16 protein-coding genes and 2 pseudogenes are annotated in these 17,451 nt (G+C 46.3%); 6 read left to right on the top strand and 12 right to left on the bottom strand.

Annotation, left to right across the window (positions count from 1 at the left end; genetic code table 11):
- Positions 1-254, bottom strand: a pseudogene (hcp-2, locus tag D908_RS04760) (type VI secretion system effector Hcp-2); the annotation flags it as partial.
- Between the two features lie 302 nt (positions 255-556).
- Here hcp-2 and D908_RS04755 point away from each other — a divergent pair.
- Positions 557-2,044, top strand: a complete 1,488-nt coding sequence (locus tag D908_RS04755; protein ID WP_005526135.1) for a carboxypeptidase M32 — start codon at positions 557-559, stop codon at positions 2,042-2,044.
- Between the two features lie 224 nt (positions 2,045-2,268).
- On the opposite strand, the gene D908_RS0119755 is transcribed toward D908_RS04755, so the two are convergent.
- The gene (locus D908_RS0119755; RefSeq protein WP_235047373.1) at positions 2,269-3,309 is read right to left on the bottom strand and encodes a flavin-dependent monooxygenase; all 1,041 of its coding nucleotides are present in this window, start codon (positions 3,307-3,309) and stop codon (positions 2,269-2,271) included.
- Between the two features lie 187 nt (positions 3,310-3,496).
- On the opposite strand from D908_RS0119755, the gene hpaA reads away from it, so the two are divergent.
- Positions 3,497-4,423 (top strand): 4-hydroxyphenylacetate catabolism regulatory protein HpaA, encoded by a 927-nt coding sequence (gene hpaA, locus D908_RS04750; RefSeq protein WP_005526137.1) that lies wholly within the window; start codon positions 3,497-3,499, stop codon positions 4,421-4,423.
- Here hpaA and D908_RS04745 read toward each other — a convergent pair.
- The 9 genes and pseudogenes from D908_RS04745 to hpaH form a co-directional block, all read right to left on the bottom strand.
- A complete protein-coding gene (locus D908_RS04745) occupies positions 4,420-5,871 on the bottom strand; it encodes an NAD-dependent succinate-semialdehyde dehydrogenase (protein WP_005526139.1) in 1,452 nt (483 codons plus the stop codon). The two genes, hpaA and D908_RS04745, sit on opposite strands and share 4 nt — an antisense overlap.
- 3 nt (positions 5,872-5,874) lie before the next feature.
- Positions 5,875-6,732: a 3,4-dihydroxyphenylacetate 2,3-dioxygenase gene (gene hpaD, locus D908_RS04740; protein ID WP_005526141.1), complete on the bottom strand. Its 858-nt coding sequence runs from the start codon at positions 6,730-6,732 to the stop codon at positions 5,875-5,877.
- 139 nt (positions 6,733-6,871) lie between these two features.
- On the bottom strand, positions 6,872-7,771 hold the full coding sequence (locus tag D908_RS04735; protein ID WP_005526143.1) for an AEC family transporter: 900 nt from the start codon (positions 7,769-7,771) through the stop codon (positions 6,872-6,874).
- 30 nt (positions 7,772-7,801) lie between these two features.
- Positions 7,802-8,197, bottom strand: coding sequence for a 5-carboxymethyl-2-hydroxymuconate Delta-isomerase (locus tag D908_RS04730; protein WP_005526145.1), 396 nt, complete (start codon positions 8,195-8,197; stop codon positions 7,802-7,804).
- Between the two features lie 68 nt (positions 8,198-8,265).
- The gene (hpaE, locus tag D908_RS04725) at positions 8,266-9,786 is read right to left on the bottom strand and encodes a 5-carboxymethyl-2-hydroxymuconate semialdehyde dehydrogenase (RefSeq protein WP_005526146.1); all 1,521 of its coding nucleotides are present in this window, start codon (positions 9,784-9,786) and stop codon (positions 8,266-8,268) included.
- Between the two features lie 9 nt (positions 9,787-9,795).
- Positions 9,796-10,574 (bottom strand): annotated as a pseudogene (locus D908_RS0119760) (fumarylacetoacetate hydrolase family protein).
- Positions 10,571-11,218: a fumarylacetoacetate hydrolase family protein gene (locus D908_RS04720; protein ID WP_005526148.1), complete on the bottom strand. Its 648-nt coding sequence runs from the start codon at positions 11,216-11,218 to the stop codon at positions 10,571-10,573. The pseudogene D908_RS0119760 and the gene D908_RS04720 overlap by 4 nt, the downstream one beginning before the upstream one ends.
- Positions 11,219-11,249: 31 nt before the next feature.
- Complete coding sequence (hpaI, locus tag D908_RS04715; RefSeq protein ID WP_005526150.1) at positions 11,250-12,053, bottom strand: 4-hydroxy-2-oxoheptanedioate aldolase; 804 nt, start codon at positions 12,051-12,053, stop codon at positions 11,250-11,252.
- Positions 12,054-12,061: 8 nt separating this feature from the next.
- The gene (gene hpaH, locus D908_RS04710; RefSeq protein WP_005526152.1) at positions 12,062-12,865 is read right to left on the bottom strand and encodes a 2-oxo-hept-4-ene-1,7-dioate hydratase; all 804 of its coding nucleotides are present in this window, start codon (positions 12,863-12,865) and stop codon (positions 12,062-12,064) included.
- Positions 12,866-13,341: 476 nt separating this feature from the next.
- Here hpaH and D908_RS04705 point away from each other — a divergent pair, with 476 nt between their 5' ends.
- The 4 genes from D908_RS04705 to hpaR all read left to right on the top strand — a co-directional run bounded on the left by D908_RS04705 (position 13,342) and on the right by hpaR (position 16,789).
- On the top strand, positions 13,342-14,367 hold the full coding sequence (locus D908_RS04705) for a TRAP transporter substrate-binding protein (RefSeq protein WP_005526154.1): 1,026 nt from the start codon (positions 13,342-13,344) through the stop codon (positions 14,365-14,367).
- 4 nt (positions 14,368-14,371) lie between these two features.
- The gene (locus D908_RS04700; protein ID WP_000012791.1) at positions 14,372-14,899 is read left to right on the top strand and encodes a TRAP transporter small permease; all 528 of its coding nucleotides are present in this window, start codon (positions 14,372-14,374) and stop codon (positions 14,897-14,899) included.
- Positions 14,900-16,198: a TRAP transporter large permease gene (locus D908_RS04695; protein WP_000572964.1), complete on the top strand. Its 1,299-nt coding sequence runs from the start codon at positions 14,900-14,902 to the stop codon at positions 16,196-16,198. It begins immediately after the preceding gene.
- A 165-nt stretch (positions 16,199-16,363) separates the two neighbouring features.
- Positions 16,364-16,789, top strand: a complete 426-nt coding sequence (gene hpaR, locus D908_RS04690; RefSeq protein WP_001884743.1) for a homoprotocatechuate degradation operon regulator HpaR — start codon at positions 16,364-16,366, stop codon at positions 16,787-16,789.
- Positions 16,790-16,845: 56 nt separating this feature from the next.
- Here hpaR and hpaC read toward each other — a convergent pair whose 3' ends face one another.
- Complete coding sequence (gene hpaC / locus D908_RS04685; protein WP_000058237.1) at positions 16,846-17,352, bottom strand: 4-hydroxyphenylacetate 3-monooxygenase, reductase component; 507 nt, start codon at positions 17,350-17,352, stop codon at positions 16,846-16,848.
- Positions 17,353-17,451 lie beyond the last annotated feature (99 nt).

Consider the following 17,451-nt stretch of genomic DNA (forward strand, 5'->3'; position numbering starts at 1 on the left):
AGTGCGTTGTACAGCAGAGGAACCGCTTTGTTCAGCGCGACAGTGAATTTGAATGGCTTGTGCACACGTTGGCCTGAAGGCTGACCAGATTGTGGGTCAGTCGGTACGGTCACGACGTGGTCAAACTGTTGCACCAGCATCTCATCTTCGTGGCCTTCAACGAATGAATCGCCGATAGAGTCTGCAGTACATGCGCCAGCAGTGATAAGGCCCTGAGTTTGGCCGTCGATAGAGATATAACATGGAGTTGGCATGGCTATTTCCTTTCTAAAAAATCATTAAATAAATGAAAGCGTTAACGCGCTAAGCGCACCGTCACCAGATAAGGAGCAAGGTCGATGCCAACTTACTTACCATTGAAAATCAATGTGTTATCTCATCATCTCCATCAATAAAGCAAAAACCTGCCTGTCCTTGAGCAAGATCTTGCTTGGTAGGCAACATTCATCTTGGTGATAAAACTCGCGGCGTATTACTTGGTAACTGAGAGTACTTGGTTATCTGCACCCAGATTGATACACTTCGCTTTCATTTAACGTCACGGAAGGCTATTTCCATGAATGCATTCAATAAATTAGTAAAACATTCTAAAAAAATTTCTAACTTCAATCATTTGTCATCGATTGTCGGCTGGGATCAAGCTGCGGTGATGCCAAGTGGCGGCGCAGAAGCACGCTCGCAAGCCATGGCTGAGCTTTCTGTGCATATTCACGGTTTAATGACTCAGCCACAATTGGCAGATTGGTTTGCTGAAGCGGAAAGCGAAACACTCAATGTTGAGCAACAAGCGACTTTGCGTGAAATGAAGCGCCAATGGCAACAAGCTACGGTTCTGCCAGAAGCCTTAGTCGAGGCACAATCACTAGCAGGTTCAAAATGTGAGCACGCATGGCGCGACCAACGTAAAAACAATGATTGGGCAGGTTTTGAGAAAAATTGGGCTGAAGTCGTCAAACTCTCTCAAGAAGAAGCACAAATCCGCGCTGAGGCGACAGGAAAAACGCCTTACGATGCGATGCTTGAACTTTACGAGCCTGGCACCACGACTGAACAACTGAATCACGTGTTTAGTGATGTCAAAACATGGCTGCCAAGCTTAATCGATGTGGTGATCGAAAAACAAAGCAGTGAAAATTTTATTGCACCAAAAGGTCATTACCCAGCGGAGAGTCAAAAAGCCCTGGGCCTTGAAGTGATGCAACTGCTGCAATTTGACTTTAACCATGGCCGCCTTGATGAGAGTGTTCACCCCTTCTGTGGCGGCGTACCGAGCGATGTACGCATTACCACTCGCTACAACGAAAGCGAGTTTGTGCAGTCTTTGATGGGCATTGTGCATGAAACTGGCCATGCGCGTTACGAACAAGGCTTACCCAAACATCTGGCAGGCACACCCGCCGGAGAAGCACGTTCAATGGGCATCCATGAGTCCCAATCTCTGTTCTTTGAGATGCAAGTTGGTCGTAGCCCAGCCTTTATTGCTCATTTAGCGGATCTGGCAGGGAAACATTTTTCCGCGATGAATGATCCTGTTTTCCGCATTGAGAATATTCAAAAGCTGTACACCCGTGTGCAGAAAGATTTTATCCGCGTTGATGCGGATGAGCTCACTTACCCTGCCCACGTGATCCTGCGTTTTGAAATCGAACGTGATTTGATGAATGGCAAAATCAAACACACTGATGTGCCAGAGCTTTGGGATCAAAAGATGCAGGCTTATTTGGGTCTAAGTACCAAAGATAACTACAAAAATGGTTGTATGCAGGATATACACTGGACGGATGGCAGCTTTGGTTACTTCCCAAGCTATACCTTAGGTGCCATGTATGCGGCACAATTTATGGCTGCAATGAAGAAAAGCGTGGATGTTGATAGCGCAATCCGCTGTGGCAATCTCTCGCCAATTTTCTCTTGGTTGTCTGAGAATATTTGGAGTAAGGGTAGCTTATTTAGTACCGATGAATTGGTTACGCAGGCAACAGGTGAGCGCTTAAATCCTCAACACTTTAAGCAACATCTGATGAATCGTTACTTGAACAAGTGATTATCAACCAGCGCAGTCCATTGTCTGCGCTGGTTAGTTTTGAACAGAAATCCGCTGTTCTAAAAGAACAACTTCAGATCAATTGAACCCACTAAACCATAGTAGGATCAGGCTCTAGGCCCATTAATTGTCGACCGAGAATCTGTGCGCAAACATCATAATCGGTGTACGCGTGAGCACCTGTCATGTGCGAATCACGGAACAAGCGTTGACCTTCGTTATCACTAAACCAAGCCATCCCCCCCCATCGCATCGAACAAACGATCAACTGCAGCAATACACATCTTTACAGCGTACGCTTGGTTGGTTCGCCAGTATGCGAGAGTTTCTGCATCAGGGTACTCTTTACGCTCACCGTGCTCTTTATGGTCACCCCATGTTTTTTCCAACAAAGCTCGCGCAGCTGCAACCTGATGAGTGGATTCCGCTAAACGCATCAGTGCAGGTGTTGCAACACCCACGTTTGCACCAGTATAAGCACGAACCCGATTTTTCTGTTTCTCAGCGAACACAACCAACATGCGTTCGGCAATACCCAAACTGATTGCTGCAAAACCACAAGCAAAATATGGGCGATAAGGCGTGTAGAAAATATCACTGTCAGGATACAAGCCAAAACCCGCTGAACGACCTTCCATCATGCCTTTTGCCGTTTCAATGCGGTGTTCAGGGATGAACACATTGTCCAATACCAGCGTTTTGGTACCACTCGATTTCATGCCTGCAGCATACCAGTCGTCAACGATCTTATATTCATGGCGCGGTACGACACCGAAACAATAAATTTTGTTACCTGCATCATCAAAACGGTTGAAGCCTAAAATTGCCCAATCTGCATGGTCACAACCACTACTCCAACGCATGTCACCATTAATGATAACGCCTCCTTCGGTTTCAACAATCTTACCAAATGGTGCGATGCTTGAACTCGCAGTGGCTTCCGGATTGTTACCCCAAAACTCTTCTTGAGCTTGTTTGGAGAACATTGCCATTTGGTGACTGTGTGTCGCCAACAAACTTGCGCCCCAAGCCGTACCACCACACGCTCCTGCCAGTGCGGCCACGCAATCAGTAAACTCTGGTAATGAGATTTCCAAGCCACCATAAACTTTTGGTTGGAATGCGCGGAAAAAACCGATTTCACGTAATAGACGGATGTTTTCTTCCGGTGGAGTACGGTCTTGTTCAGCCTGTTGTGCGTTCTTTGCAATGATTGGCAATATGGCATTTAACTTTTCAAGTAGAGGATTGTGTTGTTTCATCATCGATTCCTTTTGACATAGACCCTGTTGTTGTTTTCATCGGGTATTAAGTTCATTATTGCCACACTCGGCGTGATGTTAAATGGATGTTACCAATCTTCGCTTGTACTTTTCGTAGATATAGATAATGTATTAACTATTCTTTGATATGCTTGGGTTCAAGGCAGGAAAATAAGCAAGGGCAGCACACATGGAGCTAGTGGCAATACCCAATTTAGATATCGGAAAAGTCTACGACTCTCGATACAACAACAGTGATTTTCACATTGAAAGGCTTGACAGTTTGGCGCTGTTTTTTGGGCGTAACATGCCTACCCATTACCACGATCGCTATTACCAACTGCATATTATTCTCGAAGGGACAACCCACGTACTGCTTGATCAAGCACACTACTCAGAAACAGGGACCACACTGTTTTTTACACCACCGACCGTCCCCCATTCTTTTGTTACTGATGACGATGCCAACGGTTATGTAATTACCGCTAGCCAACCACTGGTCTGGCGTTTATTAGATATTGAAATCGGCAGAAACGATGTCGCTTCTACTGCACTACAGCCCTTTTGTACCCGTTTAGAAAATCCTTCTCAGCTGATTTCACTACTAGAAATGCTGATGAAAGAGCAGGACAAAACCGAATTTATGAGTGATGTCGCCAATCAAGCTCTGCTTCAATTGGTACTGATCGATGTAATGCGCCATGCCAATACCCGACCTGTATCAAGCCTATTCCGCAGTGCGGACGTGGCACTTTTTAATCGCTTTAACCAGATGATAGAAATGAGTTATAAACAGCACTTGACGTTGCCAGAATATGCAGAACAACTGGGGTTAACTACGGCTAGGCTCAATGACATATGCAGGAAGATCAGTGGCTTGTCATCAAAGCGATTGGTTGCAGAACGTGTAATGCAAGAAGCGAGACGCTTGCTGCTGCTCACGCCAATGGCGGTGTCTCAAGTGGCCTATGAACTGGGTTATCAAGACCCTGCCTACTTCGCGCGTTTTTTCAAAAAGCAAGTCGGAGAGACAGCGTCTGATTTTCGATTCAATAAAAAAGAGATAACGACTAAGCCGTTATCTCGATTGATACATCAAAGAGCTGGGGAGGATTAACGATCCAGCCCCCCCATGAACATGTATTTCATCTCCAAGAACTCTTCCATTCCGTGACGAGAACCTTCACGCCCCAGTCCTGACTCTTTGATGCCACCAAAAGGTGCCGCTGCGGTTGAAATCAAACCTTCGTTGATTCCTACCATTCCCACTTCTAATGCTTCAGCTACACGCCATGCTCGCCCCAGTGAACGCGTGTAAAAATACCCAGCTAAACCGGATTCCGTGTTATTGGCGCGTTCAAGCACTTCTGCTTCATCTTTAAATCTAAATAGCGGTGCAACTGGGCCAAACGTCTCTTCCTCTGCAATCAGCATGTCGTCAGTCATGTCGGTTAACACGTAAGGTACAACGAACAATTGCTCGTCATCTACCACGCCGCCACACAGCACTTTTGCACCTTTCGCAACTGCGTCTTCAACATGTTCTTGTACTTTTGCCACCGAACTGCGGTTAATCAAAGGACCGATTGAAACGCCTTCAGCAAAGCCATCACCAACTTTTAGCTGTTTAACTCGGTTGGTCAGTTTCTCAGCAAATTCATCGTACACAGCATCATGGACAAACAGGCGATTGGCGCAGACACAAGTTTGACCCGCATTACGGAACTTGGCGATCATCGCGCCTTCAACTGCCGCATCAATATCAGCATCATCAAACACGATAAATGGGGCGTTTCCTCCCAGCTCTAATGCGAGCTTTTTGATGGTTGAAGCAGACTGGTTCATCAAGATTTTGCCGACATTAGTCGAACCAGTGAAAGATACCTTACGCACTCGTTTATCGCTGGTAAACACACCGCCAATTGCCCGTGAGTCCCCCGTGATAACGTTAAACAAGCCTTTTGGTAGTCCTGCATCTTCCGCCAACTTAGCCAATGCTAACGCGGTAAACGGCGTTTCTTGTGCGGGTTTTAACACCATTGAACAACCCGCTGCAAAAGCGGGGGCGGCTTTACGGGTAATCATGGCGGCTGGAAAATTCCATGGCGTAATCGCAGCGACTACCCCTATCGGTTCCCTAGTCACCACAATTTTGCCGTTTTCACGGTGGCTTGGGATTATTTCGCCATAAGCACGTCGCGCTTCTTCGCTGTACCACTGAACAAAGCTCGCCGCATAGGTGATTTCACCTTTCGCTTCAGTAAATGGCTTGCCCTGCTCTAACGTTAAAATGGTCGCTAAATCATCGATATGCTCCATCATTAACTCATACCACTTACGCAAGAGATTCGCTCGATGATCGGCGGTGGTCTTTTTCCACAGCTCAAAGGCACATTGTGCGGCAGTGACGGCTTGCAGCGCTTGTTGCTCACCAAACATGGGGATTTCACCGATGGTGTTACCTGTCGAAGGATTCGTGACGGCTTGAGTACGCCCCTGCTCAGCAACCCACTGCCCATCGATATAACAGCGTTGCTGAAACAGTTCTGAGTAATTTAAGTTCATATCTTACTCCGTAACCTCAAAGACAACGTTAACCTGACCAGTACCTGAGCTTGGGAAATATTCGGTGATCACCGTGCTTTCACCTTGATATTTATCCCAGCCTAGTGCACCAAATAACATCGCTGTATCGTGCATGCCACCTTCGCCTGAACACAGTGCTGCATAATCTGGAAGCATTTCTAAGAAGGTTTTGTAATTTCGGTTACGCCACAGCTCGAGCACGCGTAAGTCAACTTGGCGGTTGAATTCTTTTGAAATCGTAAATGTGCCATTGTTGGCTTCGTATTTGTCATTATCCCAAATACGATGAGATAACGAGCCTGAAGCCAATAACATCACTCGGCTGTCACTTTGTTCAACCGCTTCACGGATCGCCTCACCAAGAATACGTGACGACTCAATGTTGTGAACCGTACACCAAGCCGCGACCGAGACAACGTTGAAATGGTTGTCTTGGTTCATGAAGCGCATGGGCACTAACGTGCCGTACTCTAGGTCGAGTGAATCCACTTGATGAGAGAGGGTAAACACGCCCTTTTCTGTCGCTTTCTCTGCGATAAGATCACCCAGATCGCGATTACCACGGTACTGATATTTAAGGTTTTGGATGAAGTGTGGAAACTCGTGACTGGTGTAGTTACCCGAAAACGACTCATTCGAGTTGATATGGTAACCCGCGTTAACCAACCAATGCGTATCCAACACTATGATGGTATCAACCCCCACCTCTTTCGCCATTTTGGCAATTTCTTTATGACCATCAATAGCGGCTTGACGGCAACCGTGTAAACGGCCTGGTTGTTCTGACAGGATCATGGTCGGGACGTGCGTAATTTTCGCCGCGATACAGAGTTTACCCATTGTTGATTTCCTTCTACTTAGTGCATTGTTAGTGATGTCGCTTACTCAATGCTTCGTTATTGTTTCGATCTTCCAATATATTGATCTTATTGAAATAGTGTCAGCGCAAAGGTGGTCATAACACTCACGGTCACCATCGCTAACAGAGTGGTCGGTAGTAACACAGCAGCGCACATACCTCCAAGTTGTACCTTTGCCCGATGACGGCATACACCCCAAACATCGGCATACTCGCCAAAATTACCGCGACAGCACTCATCGTCGGGTCGAGTTCAAACCACCCCATTAAACACAACATGACGATCAGCGGATGCAGTACCAATTTCGCCAGCATCACCAGACTGATCTCTTGTTTCATGCCTGATAATTTGACCCCAACCAAGCCCCCGCCAATGGTAAAAAGCGCTACCCCAGTGACGGTGCTGGCTAAGATATCGATAATGCGTACCGCCGTTTCGGGTGTGCGCCAGTTAAGCCCAGAGCAAAGCATGCCGAGCACAATCGAAATCACGATGGGGTTCTTAGCCAAGTTTTTCGTTGTTTCTATGACAGTTCTTTTGAGGCTGCCTTTGCTTTCTCGGTTCGACATGTCAGCCAACGTTAATAACAAAGGCAGCATGATGAGGTTTTCGACCACCAGCGTAAGTGAAAATGGAATCAAAGCTTTGTTACCAAACAGAAAATAGATGATTGGAAAACCAATCAATAAGCTGTTGGAAAAGCTGCCGCCCAAACCCAAAATCACAGCATGAGAAGGCGATTTTTTCAGCTTCAATAACGCAATCGCCGCGACCAAACCAAATGCTAATAGCGAGCCTAAGGTATACGCGATGACGTAATCCGTGTTCCAAATCTGTTCCAGCGGCTTACTGCTTAGTGCACTAAAAATCGCCGCTGGCAGACCAAAATTAAACACAAACGCCGCTAAGCTTTTATGGCCATTGTGGGGAATAATTTCTCGTTTAAAGGCAACATAACCCACACCGATCACCAGAAAAACAGGCAGTATTGTCATCACCACGTAGCTAAGCTGGTTCATCTGCTTTTTCCTAAACTCAACCTTAAATCACTACTGCAAAGCCTGTTGAACCAGTTTTTGGTGAATATTGTTCTTCTTGAAATTCAGTTGCGGATGAAGTTCCACCATTTCAAAGCCAATGCTGAGATAGTGCTTCTCAAATGCTTCCGACAAGAATTCACAATACACATCAAATACTCGCTGTGCGGCTTTCTGTAAGGTTTCCATATCTCGCCCAACGCCAACCTTTGCTGTGAGGTGGATAAAGCGGTTTTCTGGATCCTCATCAGCAACCAAGTAGTAATCACACTTGATTGCACGAGTGCGAATACCCCCTTTGGGGAATACGCCTGTATCTATTGCTTCACGGTGAATCGCCTGCATCAATGCCGGAATGTCGATGTCCGACTCGACGTTAGGCGAGTATTCCATAATAAAATGTGGCACTTTCTTCACTCCTTTCGGGCTCCATTTCAGAGCCCGGAATCCGATTGTTCTTCAACTCACAAAGCTGGTTATTTACCCAGAGTTGGCACCCGATGTAGATCGTGAGCGATACAAACGTTCTTAGTTTCCATGTAGAAATCAAAGCTCCAGTCACCGCCATCGCGACCGATACCGGACATCTTCACGCCACCAAATGGTGAAGGCAGGTTACGATTGTTTTCTGAGTTCACCCAGATCATGCCCGCTTCCACTTTGGTCGCCATGCGCATTGCTCGGCCTGTGTTGGAGGTCCAGATATAACCTGCCAAGCCGTAATCAGTTTCGTTAGCTATCTCTAGCGCCTCTTCTTCGCTGTCAAAACCAATACAGGTCAATACCGGACCGAAGATCTCTTCACGCGCAATTCGCATCGTGTTATCTGCATCCGTAAATAGAGTCGGAGTTAGGTAGTTGCCTGCCCCTTTCTCTGGCAGTTTTCGACCACCCACTGCGATCGTTGCGCCATCTTCTTCTGCGGCCTTCATGTAGCTCATTACCTTGTTGTAATGAGATTGATGAACCAATGGACCGACTTCCGTTTCTGGATCTAAAGGATGACCAACACGTAATGCTTCAACGCGTTGTTTCAATGCTTCAATAAACTTCGGTTTGATGCCGTTTTGGATAAGCAGACGACTTGAACTGGTACAACGCTGTCCATTCAGGCTGTAGATCATAAATACAACCGCATCCAGTGCGCGTTCAAAGTCAGCATCATCAAAGACGATTACTGGATTCTTGCCACCTAGCTCAAAGTGCACACGTTTCAGTGTCGGTGCGCCCTGCGCTTGAATCATCGAACCTGTCACCGTTTCACCGACAAACGCTACCGCTTTGATCGCTTTGTGTTCTGTTAGTGTTTTTCCCGCCACCTCACCAAAACCGTTAACAAGATTCCAAACACCATCAGGTAGACCGGCTTCTTTGGCGCACTCAGCCAAAATCGCAGCGGTAAGTGGGCTAAACTCAGCGGGTTTGTGAACGACGGTACAACCCGCCGCGAGTGCTGGTGCAATCTTCCACGTAGATAACATAAACGGCGTGTTCCACGGAGTAATCACCCCGACAGGACCAATTGGAGTGCGAATGGTGTAGTTGGTGTGCGTATCTTGATGCAGTGATAAACCGTTTTTCGCTTCAGGTGATTTGTCTGCAAAGAAACGGAAATTCGCAGCGCCTCGAATCGCAGCCTGACGCATAAAGCGTAGTGGCTGACCACAATCCATCGATTCAACCAGTGCAATCTCTTCCGCACGTTGCTCAATCTTGTCGGCAAGCTTATGTAAGATCTTCTTACGCTCTGAACCCGACATTGCTGCCCATGCGGGAAACGCTTGTTGCGCGGCTTGGCACGCTGCGTCTACATCTTCGGCCGTTCCTTTTACCACTTTACCGAGCGAGGTATTGTCGGTCGGCGTGAGATTATCGAAGGTTTCGCCTTTTGAGCCCAACGTCCACTCACCATGAATAAAGTGGCCAAGTGTGTTATCACGAAAACGCGCTAGGTATCGCTGCGCAGTCGCTAAGTTCTGTTCAAGCTGTTGAGTCATGTCACTTCCTTACTGTTCTACTGTACGGCGCGCGTAAAAGTCATCTTCCGATAACACTGGATTTTCAAGGCTACCAACCCCTTCGATGGTGCAGCGCACAACATCACCCGGTTGGATGTCTTTAAGACCTTTGGGTGTGCCGGTCGCAATCAAATCGCCCGGTTTCAAGGTCATAAAGCTACTGAGATACTCGATCAAAAACGGCACATCGAAAATCATGTCTGATGTATTGCCTGTTGAGTCAGTTCACCATTAACATGAGTGGTTAACGCAAGATTGTTAATGTCTTCAATGTCATCACGATCGACAATCCAAGGTCCGATTGGACACAAAGAATCACGGCTCTTCACACGCAGATTGGGACGGTAGTAATTTTCTAGATAATCTCGAATCGCGTAGTCATTACAGATAGTGAAACCTTGGATGTATTCCATCGCCTGTTCACGTTTAACGTTGCGCGCTTCTTTACCCACTACCGCTACCAATTCACATTCATAGTGCATGAACTCAATATCATTCGGACGGTATGACGGTTGCTGGTGCGCAGTCAGCGTGTTGGCTCCTTTCAGAAACACAAGTGGCTCTTTTGGTGGCTCAAACGCCAGTTCAGAAGCGTGATCTGCGTAGTTCAAACCCAGCGCGAAAATGGTTCCTGGATTTTCTATAGGTGATAACCAAGTAAATTGACCTGATGGAATCGTGTGCCCATCCGCGGTTATCGCATGGTCACCATCGCCAATTGTAACGGACAGCACATCTCCCAAATATTCAATACGTGCGCGTTTCATGCTGCCTCTCCTTTTACTTGATCCTTTAACGTTACTGACTCACCAAGCTGAGAGAGCACCACATCACCCAGCGCGACTTTAGCTCTTTCTCCTGCAAAACCAATCGCAATCACATCACCTTTTTCGAGTGTCATGATGTGTGAAATCAACTCAATCAGCTCTTCTGCTGAACGTTCAAGGCGCGATAACGGCAGAGATTGTGCCAGTCTGTCATTGATATAAGTGGTCACCGTCTGTTGCGATAAATCACCAATATCAGACACCATGACCGCTTGGCTGAGTGTTGCCGAGTTGTCCAGACACTTACCCTTAATATCCGGGCGGTAGTAGCTGGTTTCTGGCAGAGAAAAATCATGCAGCAGAGCAATGCCGGCCACATAATCCAATGCAGATTGAGCCTTCACTCGGCAACAACGTTCACCCATAATCAGTGCGACGCTTGCTCCAACCACCAACTCTTCTCCTTTTGGATACACGATCGGCTGCTGGTTCTGATTCCATGTGTTATGAGGTTTAAAATAGAGCACTGGTTGAGTCGGTAACGCTTTATATGGCGTTTGCTCAAAGGTGGCCTGCATTTGCTGCAACTGCTCGGCATCATTTAACGCCACGCACACCACTTTTCCTTGTAGTTGTGTATTCATTCTTTGTTCTCTAGTTTCTGACTCTACAAAATTAATAAACGTTGTTAATGAGTTTGTTCGAGCTGGATGACGGCTGCTTGAGTGACTGCGCGAGAGACTCAGCGCTCGTTCTAAGCAACAAGGTATCAATACCTGCTCCGATGAACTTCACTCCACGCTTGGCATATCGTTGTGCTTGCACCGGATCTAGGCTCAGAATCCCGACTGCTTTACCGTGGGCTTGAATCACTTCAATCGCGTGGTCAATCGCCGCTACCACTTCTGGGTGCGATGGATTACCGATATGCCCCATCGAACCAGATAAATCCGAAGGACCAATAAAGATGCCATCCACGCCTTCTACCGCAGCAATCTCTTCAATGTTGTCTATCGCTTGTTGTGTTTCAACTTGCAACAGCACACTAATTTGGTCGTTAGCTTGGTGCAGATAATTGGGAATTCGATTCCACTGCGATGCACGAGCCAACGCAGCCCCGATGCCACGCTCCCCGATTGGAGGGTAATAAGCCGCACGAACTGCCTGCTCGGCTTGTTGCTTGGTATTGATCATCGGCAACAGTAGAGTTTGCGCGCCAATATCTAATAAGCGTTTGATCAGCGTTGGATTCGCTTCTTCAGCACGCACAATCGGAGAAGCCGAATGTGGCGCAAGCGCCTGTAGATGCAGTTTGATGCTGGTTAAATCGAAAGAAGCGTGTTCACCATCAATCAATACCCAGTCAAAACCCGCACTGCCGCAAATTTCAGCACAACTGGTGTCGGGAAGCCCCAACCACAATCCCCAGAGAGTTTGAGGTTGTTTAAGCTGCTGTTTAAATCGGTTGATTGGTAACATAGGCACTCCTAAACAAAGCTCACTGAGATGCCGCCAAGTGGACCAAAGTCGGCGTGGATTGTGTCGCCCGCTTTAACAGCGACGGGTCTTGTGAATGAACCAGCCAAAATCACTTGCCCCGGCTCAAGTGAAACACCATGTGGCGCAAAACGTTTGCATACCCAACAGATACCGTTAGCAGGATGACCTAGTACGCCAGCCGCCAAACCTGTCTCTTCAATTCGGCCGTTGAGGTAAAGAATTGCCCCAGCCCAACGCAAATCAAACTCGGTGGGTTTTACTGGTCTACCACCTAAGATGATGCCGCCGTTCGCCGCATTATCCGCGATGGTGTCGAAGACTTTGCGTGTGTAACCCGTGTTCGGATCGGTACGATGGCAACGCGCCGCAATCAGTTCTAATGCGGGTACGACATAATCCGTCGCGTTGAGCACATCAAAAATAGTGACATCGTCACCTTCAAGCTTATCTTTCAAGACAAAAGCGAGTTCCACTTCGATACGTGGATCCAGAAAATCATCCGCTTTGATTTGTGCGCCATCAGGGAAGAACATATCGTCAAGCAGCACACCGTAATCTGGTTGATCAATATTGACTGCCATCTGCATAGCACGAGACGTTAAGCCGATTTTATAACCCTTAACTTGAGCTCCTTCGCTTACCTTGCGCCCTACCCATTCGCTCTGAATTTGGTAGGCATCATCCATTGTCATTTCTGGGTACTGCAACGTGAGCGCAGAGATTTGCTCACGCTGTTTCTCCGCGTGGTACAGCCATTCAGCCGCGTCTTGCAACTGCTCCTTTGTTAACATTCTGTATTCCTTTTTCTATATCGCCCAAGATTTAGTACTGCGACTTGCTCATTCTGAACACTGCAAGGGGAGCTATTTACTGGTCATTTTGATTAACATGTTAAATACTTTATTTAAGATATTAAGTAATGTCTAGCTTTAATTGAAAAGTCGTTAAATCTTAAATATCAAAAGGTTATCTGTTTCTTTCTTTTATTTGTGAAAATTAAAATTTTTAATTACATGAAATATGCAGATTGAATCACGTTATTGAGTGTTTTAAAGAGGCTTTTCGGAACGGTCGCAGCCAAGCAGATGAGATAAACCAGTAAATACTTTTCCATAAATTGATCTAATTAACACATTAAGAACATTTGACTCGTTTCGTTAACATTCCCTGTTTGTGTTTACCTTTGTTTAGTTAATATATTAATTAAACAATAATGACTCACCCAGTGAGCAACCCTACTTAACGTGAACGAAAAAGGATTAGCGTCATGCGAATAAATAAAATTGCTTCAATTGCTGCTTCTACACTCTTGCTAATAAGCTCTATGTCAGCACATGCGGAACCAGAAAAAATCATCAAGGTCAGCACTTGGGGATCACCAAACCATGGCATCAACAGCGTCGTATGGCCAACTTGGGGTCAATGGATTGAAGAAGCGACCGAAGGGCGTGTAGGCCTAAAAGTTGAGTACGACCTTGCCCCTCCCCACACCCAAATTGATGTCGTTACCGATGGTGTTGGTGATGTCACTTGGATTTTTCATGGCCATAAAGCCGGCCGTTTCCAATTAACCCAGCTTCCTGAAATTCCTACCTTTGTCGAAGGCAGCAGCTCAGAGTTGATGTCAATGGCGTACTGGCGCACTTACGAAAAATACCTGAAGAACGGTCTCGAACATCGCGGAGTTGAAGTGATGGGATTAAGTGTTCATGGACCAGGTCAACTTATCACTAAAAATCCAGTGAATTCGCTCAAAGACATTGAAGGTAAAAAGATCCGTGTTGGAGGTGGAGTTATCTCGATACTGGCAAAAGACATGAAAGTTACGCCCGTATTTATTCCGACCAACAAAGTTTACGAATCTCTATCACAAGGTGTTGTAGAAGGCGCATATTTGCCTTTTGAAGCACTCAGTTCATTCCGTTTAGCCGAAGTAGCAAACAACACCCTTGTCATCCCCGGTGGTCTATATCGCGGCAGCTTTGCCATCATTATGAACCGCGACACCTTTGCAGGTCTCTCAAAGAAAGACCAAGAAGCTATTCGTTCCGTATCAGGGGAAAAGCTATCTCGTTTGTTTGGGCAGATGTGGGATAACGCAGACCAAAGCGCTTATCAAGAAGCTCTACAAGCTGGGCATATCTTTACTCCTGCCACTCCAGAGATGATCGTTCAGTTAAAACGTGCCAGCGAGCCTCTCATTCAAGATTGGTACAAAATTGCTGAGAAACGCAAAGTGAATGGTCCCGAGGCTTATCAATTCTTCAGCGAACAGCTAACGAAAGGAATGTAACACGATGTCAGGTTTTCGTTTTTCTAAAGCCATCGAGCGAGGGCTTGGCTCCCTCGCTGCTTTGAGCTTATTCCTGATGATGGTCGTCACTTTTATTGATGTGATGTCACGAAACATGTTGAATGCGCCCATTCTTGGAGCAACAGAAATGATCGAAGTCTTGCTCGCCATCATGGTTTTTATGGCATTTCCATTAGTGTCATGGCAGGAAGAGAACATCTGCGTTGATTTACTTGATAACTACTTCCCAAACAAGTGGATTGGTTTGCGCCAGATCATCATCAATCTCATTTGTGCTTGTTCGTTGATATTGGTCGCGATCACCAACTGGAAACTCGCTGAACGTTCTCTCGAATACGAAGAAGTCACCGAGATCCTAGAACTACCCCTTGGTTATGTCACTTACCTGATTTCAATCACTGGCTTTATCGGGGGCGCCTTAACTCTATTCAATGCCATTCGATACGCTAAAGAGATGTTCATCGGGAATCCTTCCGTATCCAAAGTCAGCATTGAAGGCAAGGAGGCCTAAATGATTGAATCTATTATTGGATTTTCCGTGCTGATTACGCTGATTTTGCTGCGCTTACCTTTGGCCTTTGCCATGGGTGTGATCGGGTTTATCGGCTTTTGGTACATCAATGATTACAACTGGTCGGCGGCTATGTCGATGGCTGCAAGACGCATTATTGACACGGGGCAAGACTATGGACTTTCAGTTATTCCGCTGTTTATTTTGATGGGCAACTTCGTCACGAAAGCAGGAATATCCAGCGAGTTATACAAAGCGTGTAATGCCTTTGTTGGCCATCGTCGTGGTGGTCTCTCAATGTCAACCATCCTCGCTTGCGGCGGTTTCTCTGCAATTTGCGGATCTAGCCTTGCCACTTCCGCTACCATGTCCAAAGTTGCTATGCCCCCCATGCGTAAATATGGCTATTCTGATGGGCTTGCATCAGCCTCTATCGCAGCGGGCGGTACATTGGGAATTTTGATTCCCCCCAGCGTGATGTTGGTAATTTATGGTCTGTTAACCGAAACCAGTATTCGCGAGCTCTTTGCCGCAGGCTTTTTACCCGGTGTGCTCGGCATCGTGCTTTATCTCCTCGCCGTACAATGGGTCGTATACCGTAAGCCTGAAAGTGCACCACCGGGTGATCGAGTAGGTTGGAAAGAGCGCATGCTGGCACTGAAAGGCATCTTCTCCACATTATTGCTCTTTGTGATTGTGATGGGCGGTATCTACATTGGTGCTTTTACACCAACCGAAGCGGCAGGCATTGGGGCTTGTGGTGCTTTTGCGTTAGCGGCAATGCGTGGCACGCTAAATTACACTGTACTGCGAGAAATCCTCATCGATACCGCAAAAACGTCTGCTTCATTATTTGCTGTTGTGATTTCGGCGCTGATCTTATCTAACTTCGTTAATCGCGCAGGTTTGCCAACCGCTCTGGTAGAGCTAATCCAAACCGCCAATGTGACACCCATGATGGCGCTAGGCATTATTTTGCTGATCTACATTATTCTGGGTTGTGTATTTGAAAGCATGTCGATGATGTTGTTAACTGTACCCATTTTCTACCCTGTCATTGTCGAACTTGGCTTTGACCCTCTCTGGTTTGGCATTATTGTTGTTGTGGTAACAGAAATCAGTTTGATCACGCCACCGGTAGGACTTAACGTGTTTGTTCTTTCTGGACTGATTAAGGACATCAACACAGCCACTATCTTTAGGGGGATTTTTCCATTTTGGGTTGCCGATATGGTGCGACTAGCATTCATTGTGCTGGTACCAGCAATCGCACTCTACCTCCCCAATCTGCTTTATTGATGTTAGAAGGCTCTTTAACTGGTTAAAGAGCTTTTTTATTAAGTTAGACAAATACCGCCGCCATAACTATTAGACCGAGGTTATATCTTGTAATAGCATATGCGCATTGACGAATCCTATTATCCAGCGATGTTGGCTAAAAAGAGTATAAACAAGGATAGGTACGTGACTAAATACGAAAATTCCCTGCCCCTTCAACTGCTTAAAGCACGTGATATTGCCATGCATTTCTTTCGCCCGATTCTGGCGGAAAATGAACTAACCGAACAACAATGGCGCATTTTAAGAGTGGTAGATACCAAAGGACCTATGGACTTATCTACCCTGTCAAAAGAGACATGCATCCTCAGCCCAAGTTTGACCGGGATCATTAGCCGTTTAGAAATACAAGGGCTTGTCACCAAACAGAAGTCTGCTCAGGATGGTCGCCAGTTCTACATCCATATGACAGAGAGAGCCACTGCGTTAGTTGAACAGCTAAGACCCCAGATTGAACAGCAATACGTAGCGTTAAAAGAAGCACTAGGCGATCGTAAATATCAGCAGTTATCAGAATTGCTCAACGAACTTATCGCCATTCAGTCTAAATAAAAAAACACCCACAACATTGTGGGTGTTTTTTATTGGATATTTAGCTAATCACTGCATTAAGCAACTGCGGCAACGGCTTCATAAACTTCCACATTTTTGAACTTACGATCAAAGTAGATCAAACCATCTTTGTTGGTGGTGTGAATGGTATGTAGCTCAATAAAGAACACGGTGTGCGTTCCGACTTCCTGACAAGAGGCAATTTTGCCTTCCAATGTCGCTAGCGCACCATGCAAAACAGGAACCTGATCAGCATTGTTTTTCCAGCCTTCTAAGGCAAAACGCTCTTCCATTGCAAGGCCAGTCATTCCAGCAAAGTGCATAGACATTTCTTGGTGTTCACTGGCACAAACGTTAATGCACACATTGCCGTTTTGCTTAAAGATGGCATTAGATGCACTGTTGCGATTGATACAAACCAGAACGGTCGCAGGGGAATCAGTGACCGAACAAACCGCCGTTGCAGTAATACCAACAGTACCGGCTTCGCCGCCTGTCGTAACAATATTCACTGCAGCAGCAAGCTTAGACATTGCATCGCGAAAATCCTGTTGTAGAGACATAGTAAATTCCTTATTTATGTTGAGTGCTGACTTATCGTTGTATTTATCTGTTCGCTTTGAAGCTGGGATAATAATGCAAAAAAGAAACTCAGGAATGAA

It is taken from the genome of Vibrio mimicus CAIM 602 (genome assembly GCF_000338875.1).
In the GTDB taxonomy this organism is placed as follows: domain Bacteria; phylum Pseudomonadota; class Gammaproteobacteria; order Enterobacterales; family Vibrionaceae; genus Vibrio; species Vibrio mimicus.

What these genes read in the sequence shown, in the direction of transcription:
- D908_RS04755 (WP_005526135.1), top strand. Translation starts at nt 557, where the DNA reads ATGAATGCATTCAATAAATTAGTAAAACATTCTAAAAAAATTTCTAAC.
- D908_RS0119755 (WP_235047373.1), bottom strand. Translation starts at nt 3,309, where the DNA reads ATGATGAAACAACACAATCCTCTACTTGAAAAGTTAAATGCCATATTG.
- hpaA (WP_005526137.1), top strand. Translation starts at nt 3,497, where the DNA reads ATGGAGCTAGTGGCAATACCCAATTTAGATATCGGAAAAGTCTACGAC.
- D908_RS04745 (WP_005526139.1), bottom strand. Translation starts at nt 5,871, where the DNA reads ATGAACTTAAATTACTCAGAACTGTTTCAGCAACGCTGTTATATCGAT.
- hpaD (WP_005526141.1), bottom strand. Translation starts at nt 6,732, where the DNA reads ATGGGTAAACTCTGTATCGCGGCGAAAATTACGCACGTCCCGACCATG.
- D908_RS04735 (WP_005526143.1), bottom strand. Translation starts at nt 7,771, where the DNA reads ATGAACCAGCTTAGCTACGTGGTGATGACAATACTGCCTGTTTTTCTG.
- hpaE (WP_005526146.1), bottom strand. Translation starts at nt 9,786, where the DNA reads ATGACTCAACAGCTTGAACAGAACTTAGCGACTGCGCAGCGATACCTA.
- D908_RS04720 (WP_005526148.1), bottom strand. Translation starts at nt 11,218, where the DNA reads ATGAATACACAACTACAAGGAAAAGTGGTGTGCGTGGCGTTAAATGAT.
- hpaI (WP_005526150.1), bottom strand. Translation starts at nt 12,053, where the DNA reads ATGTTACCAATCAACCGATTTAAACAGCAGCTTAAACAACCTCAAACT.
- hpaH (WP_005526152.1), bottom strand. Translation starts at nt 12,865, where the DNA reads ATGTTAACAAAGGAGCAGTTGCAAGACGCGGCTGAATGGCTGTACCAC.
- D908_RS04705 (WP_005526154.1), top strand. Translation starts at nt 13,342, where the DNA reads ATGCGAATAAATAAAATTGCTTCAATTGCTGCTTCTACACTCTTGCTA.
- D908_RS04700 (WP_000012791.1), top strand. Translation starts at nt 14,372, where the DNA reads ATGTCAGGTTTTCGTTTTTCTAAAGCCATCGAGCGAGGGCTTGGCTCC.
- D908_RS04695 (WP_000572964.1), top strand. Translation starts at nt 14,900, where the DNA reads ATGATTGAATCTATTATTGGATTTTCCGTGCTGATTACGCTGATTTTG.
- hpaC (WP_000058237.1), bottom strand. Translation starts at nt 17,352, where the DNA reads ATGTCTCTACAACAGGATTTTCGCGATGCAATGTCTAAGCTTGCTGCT.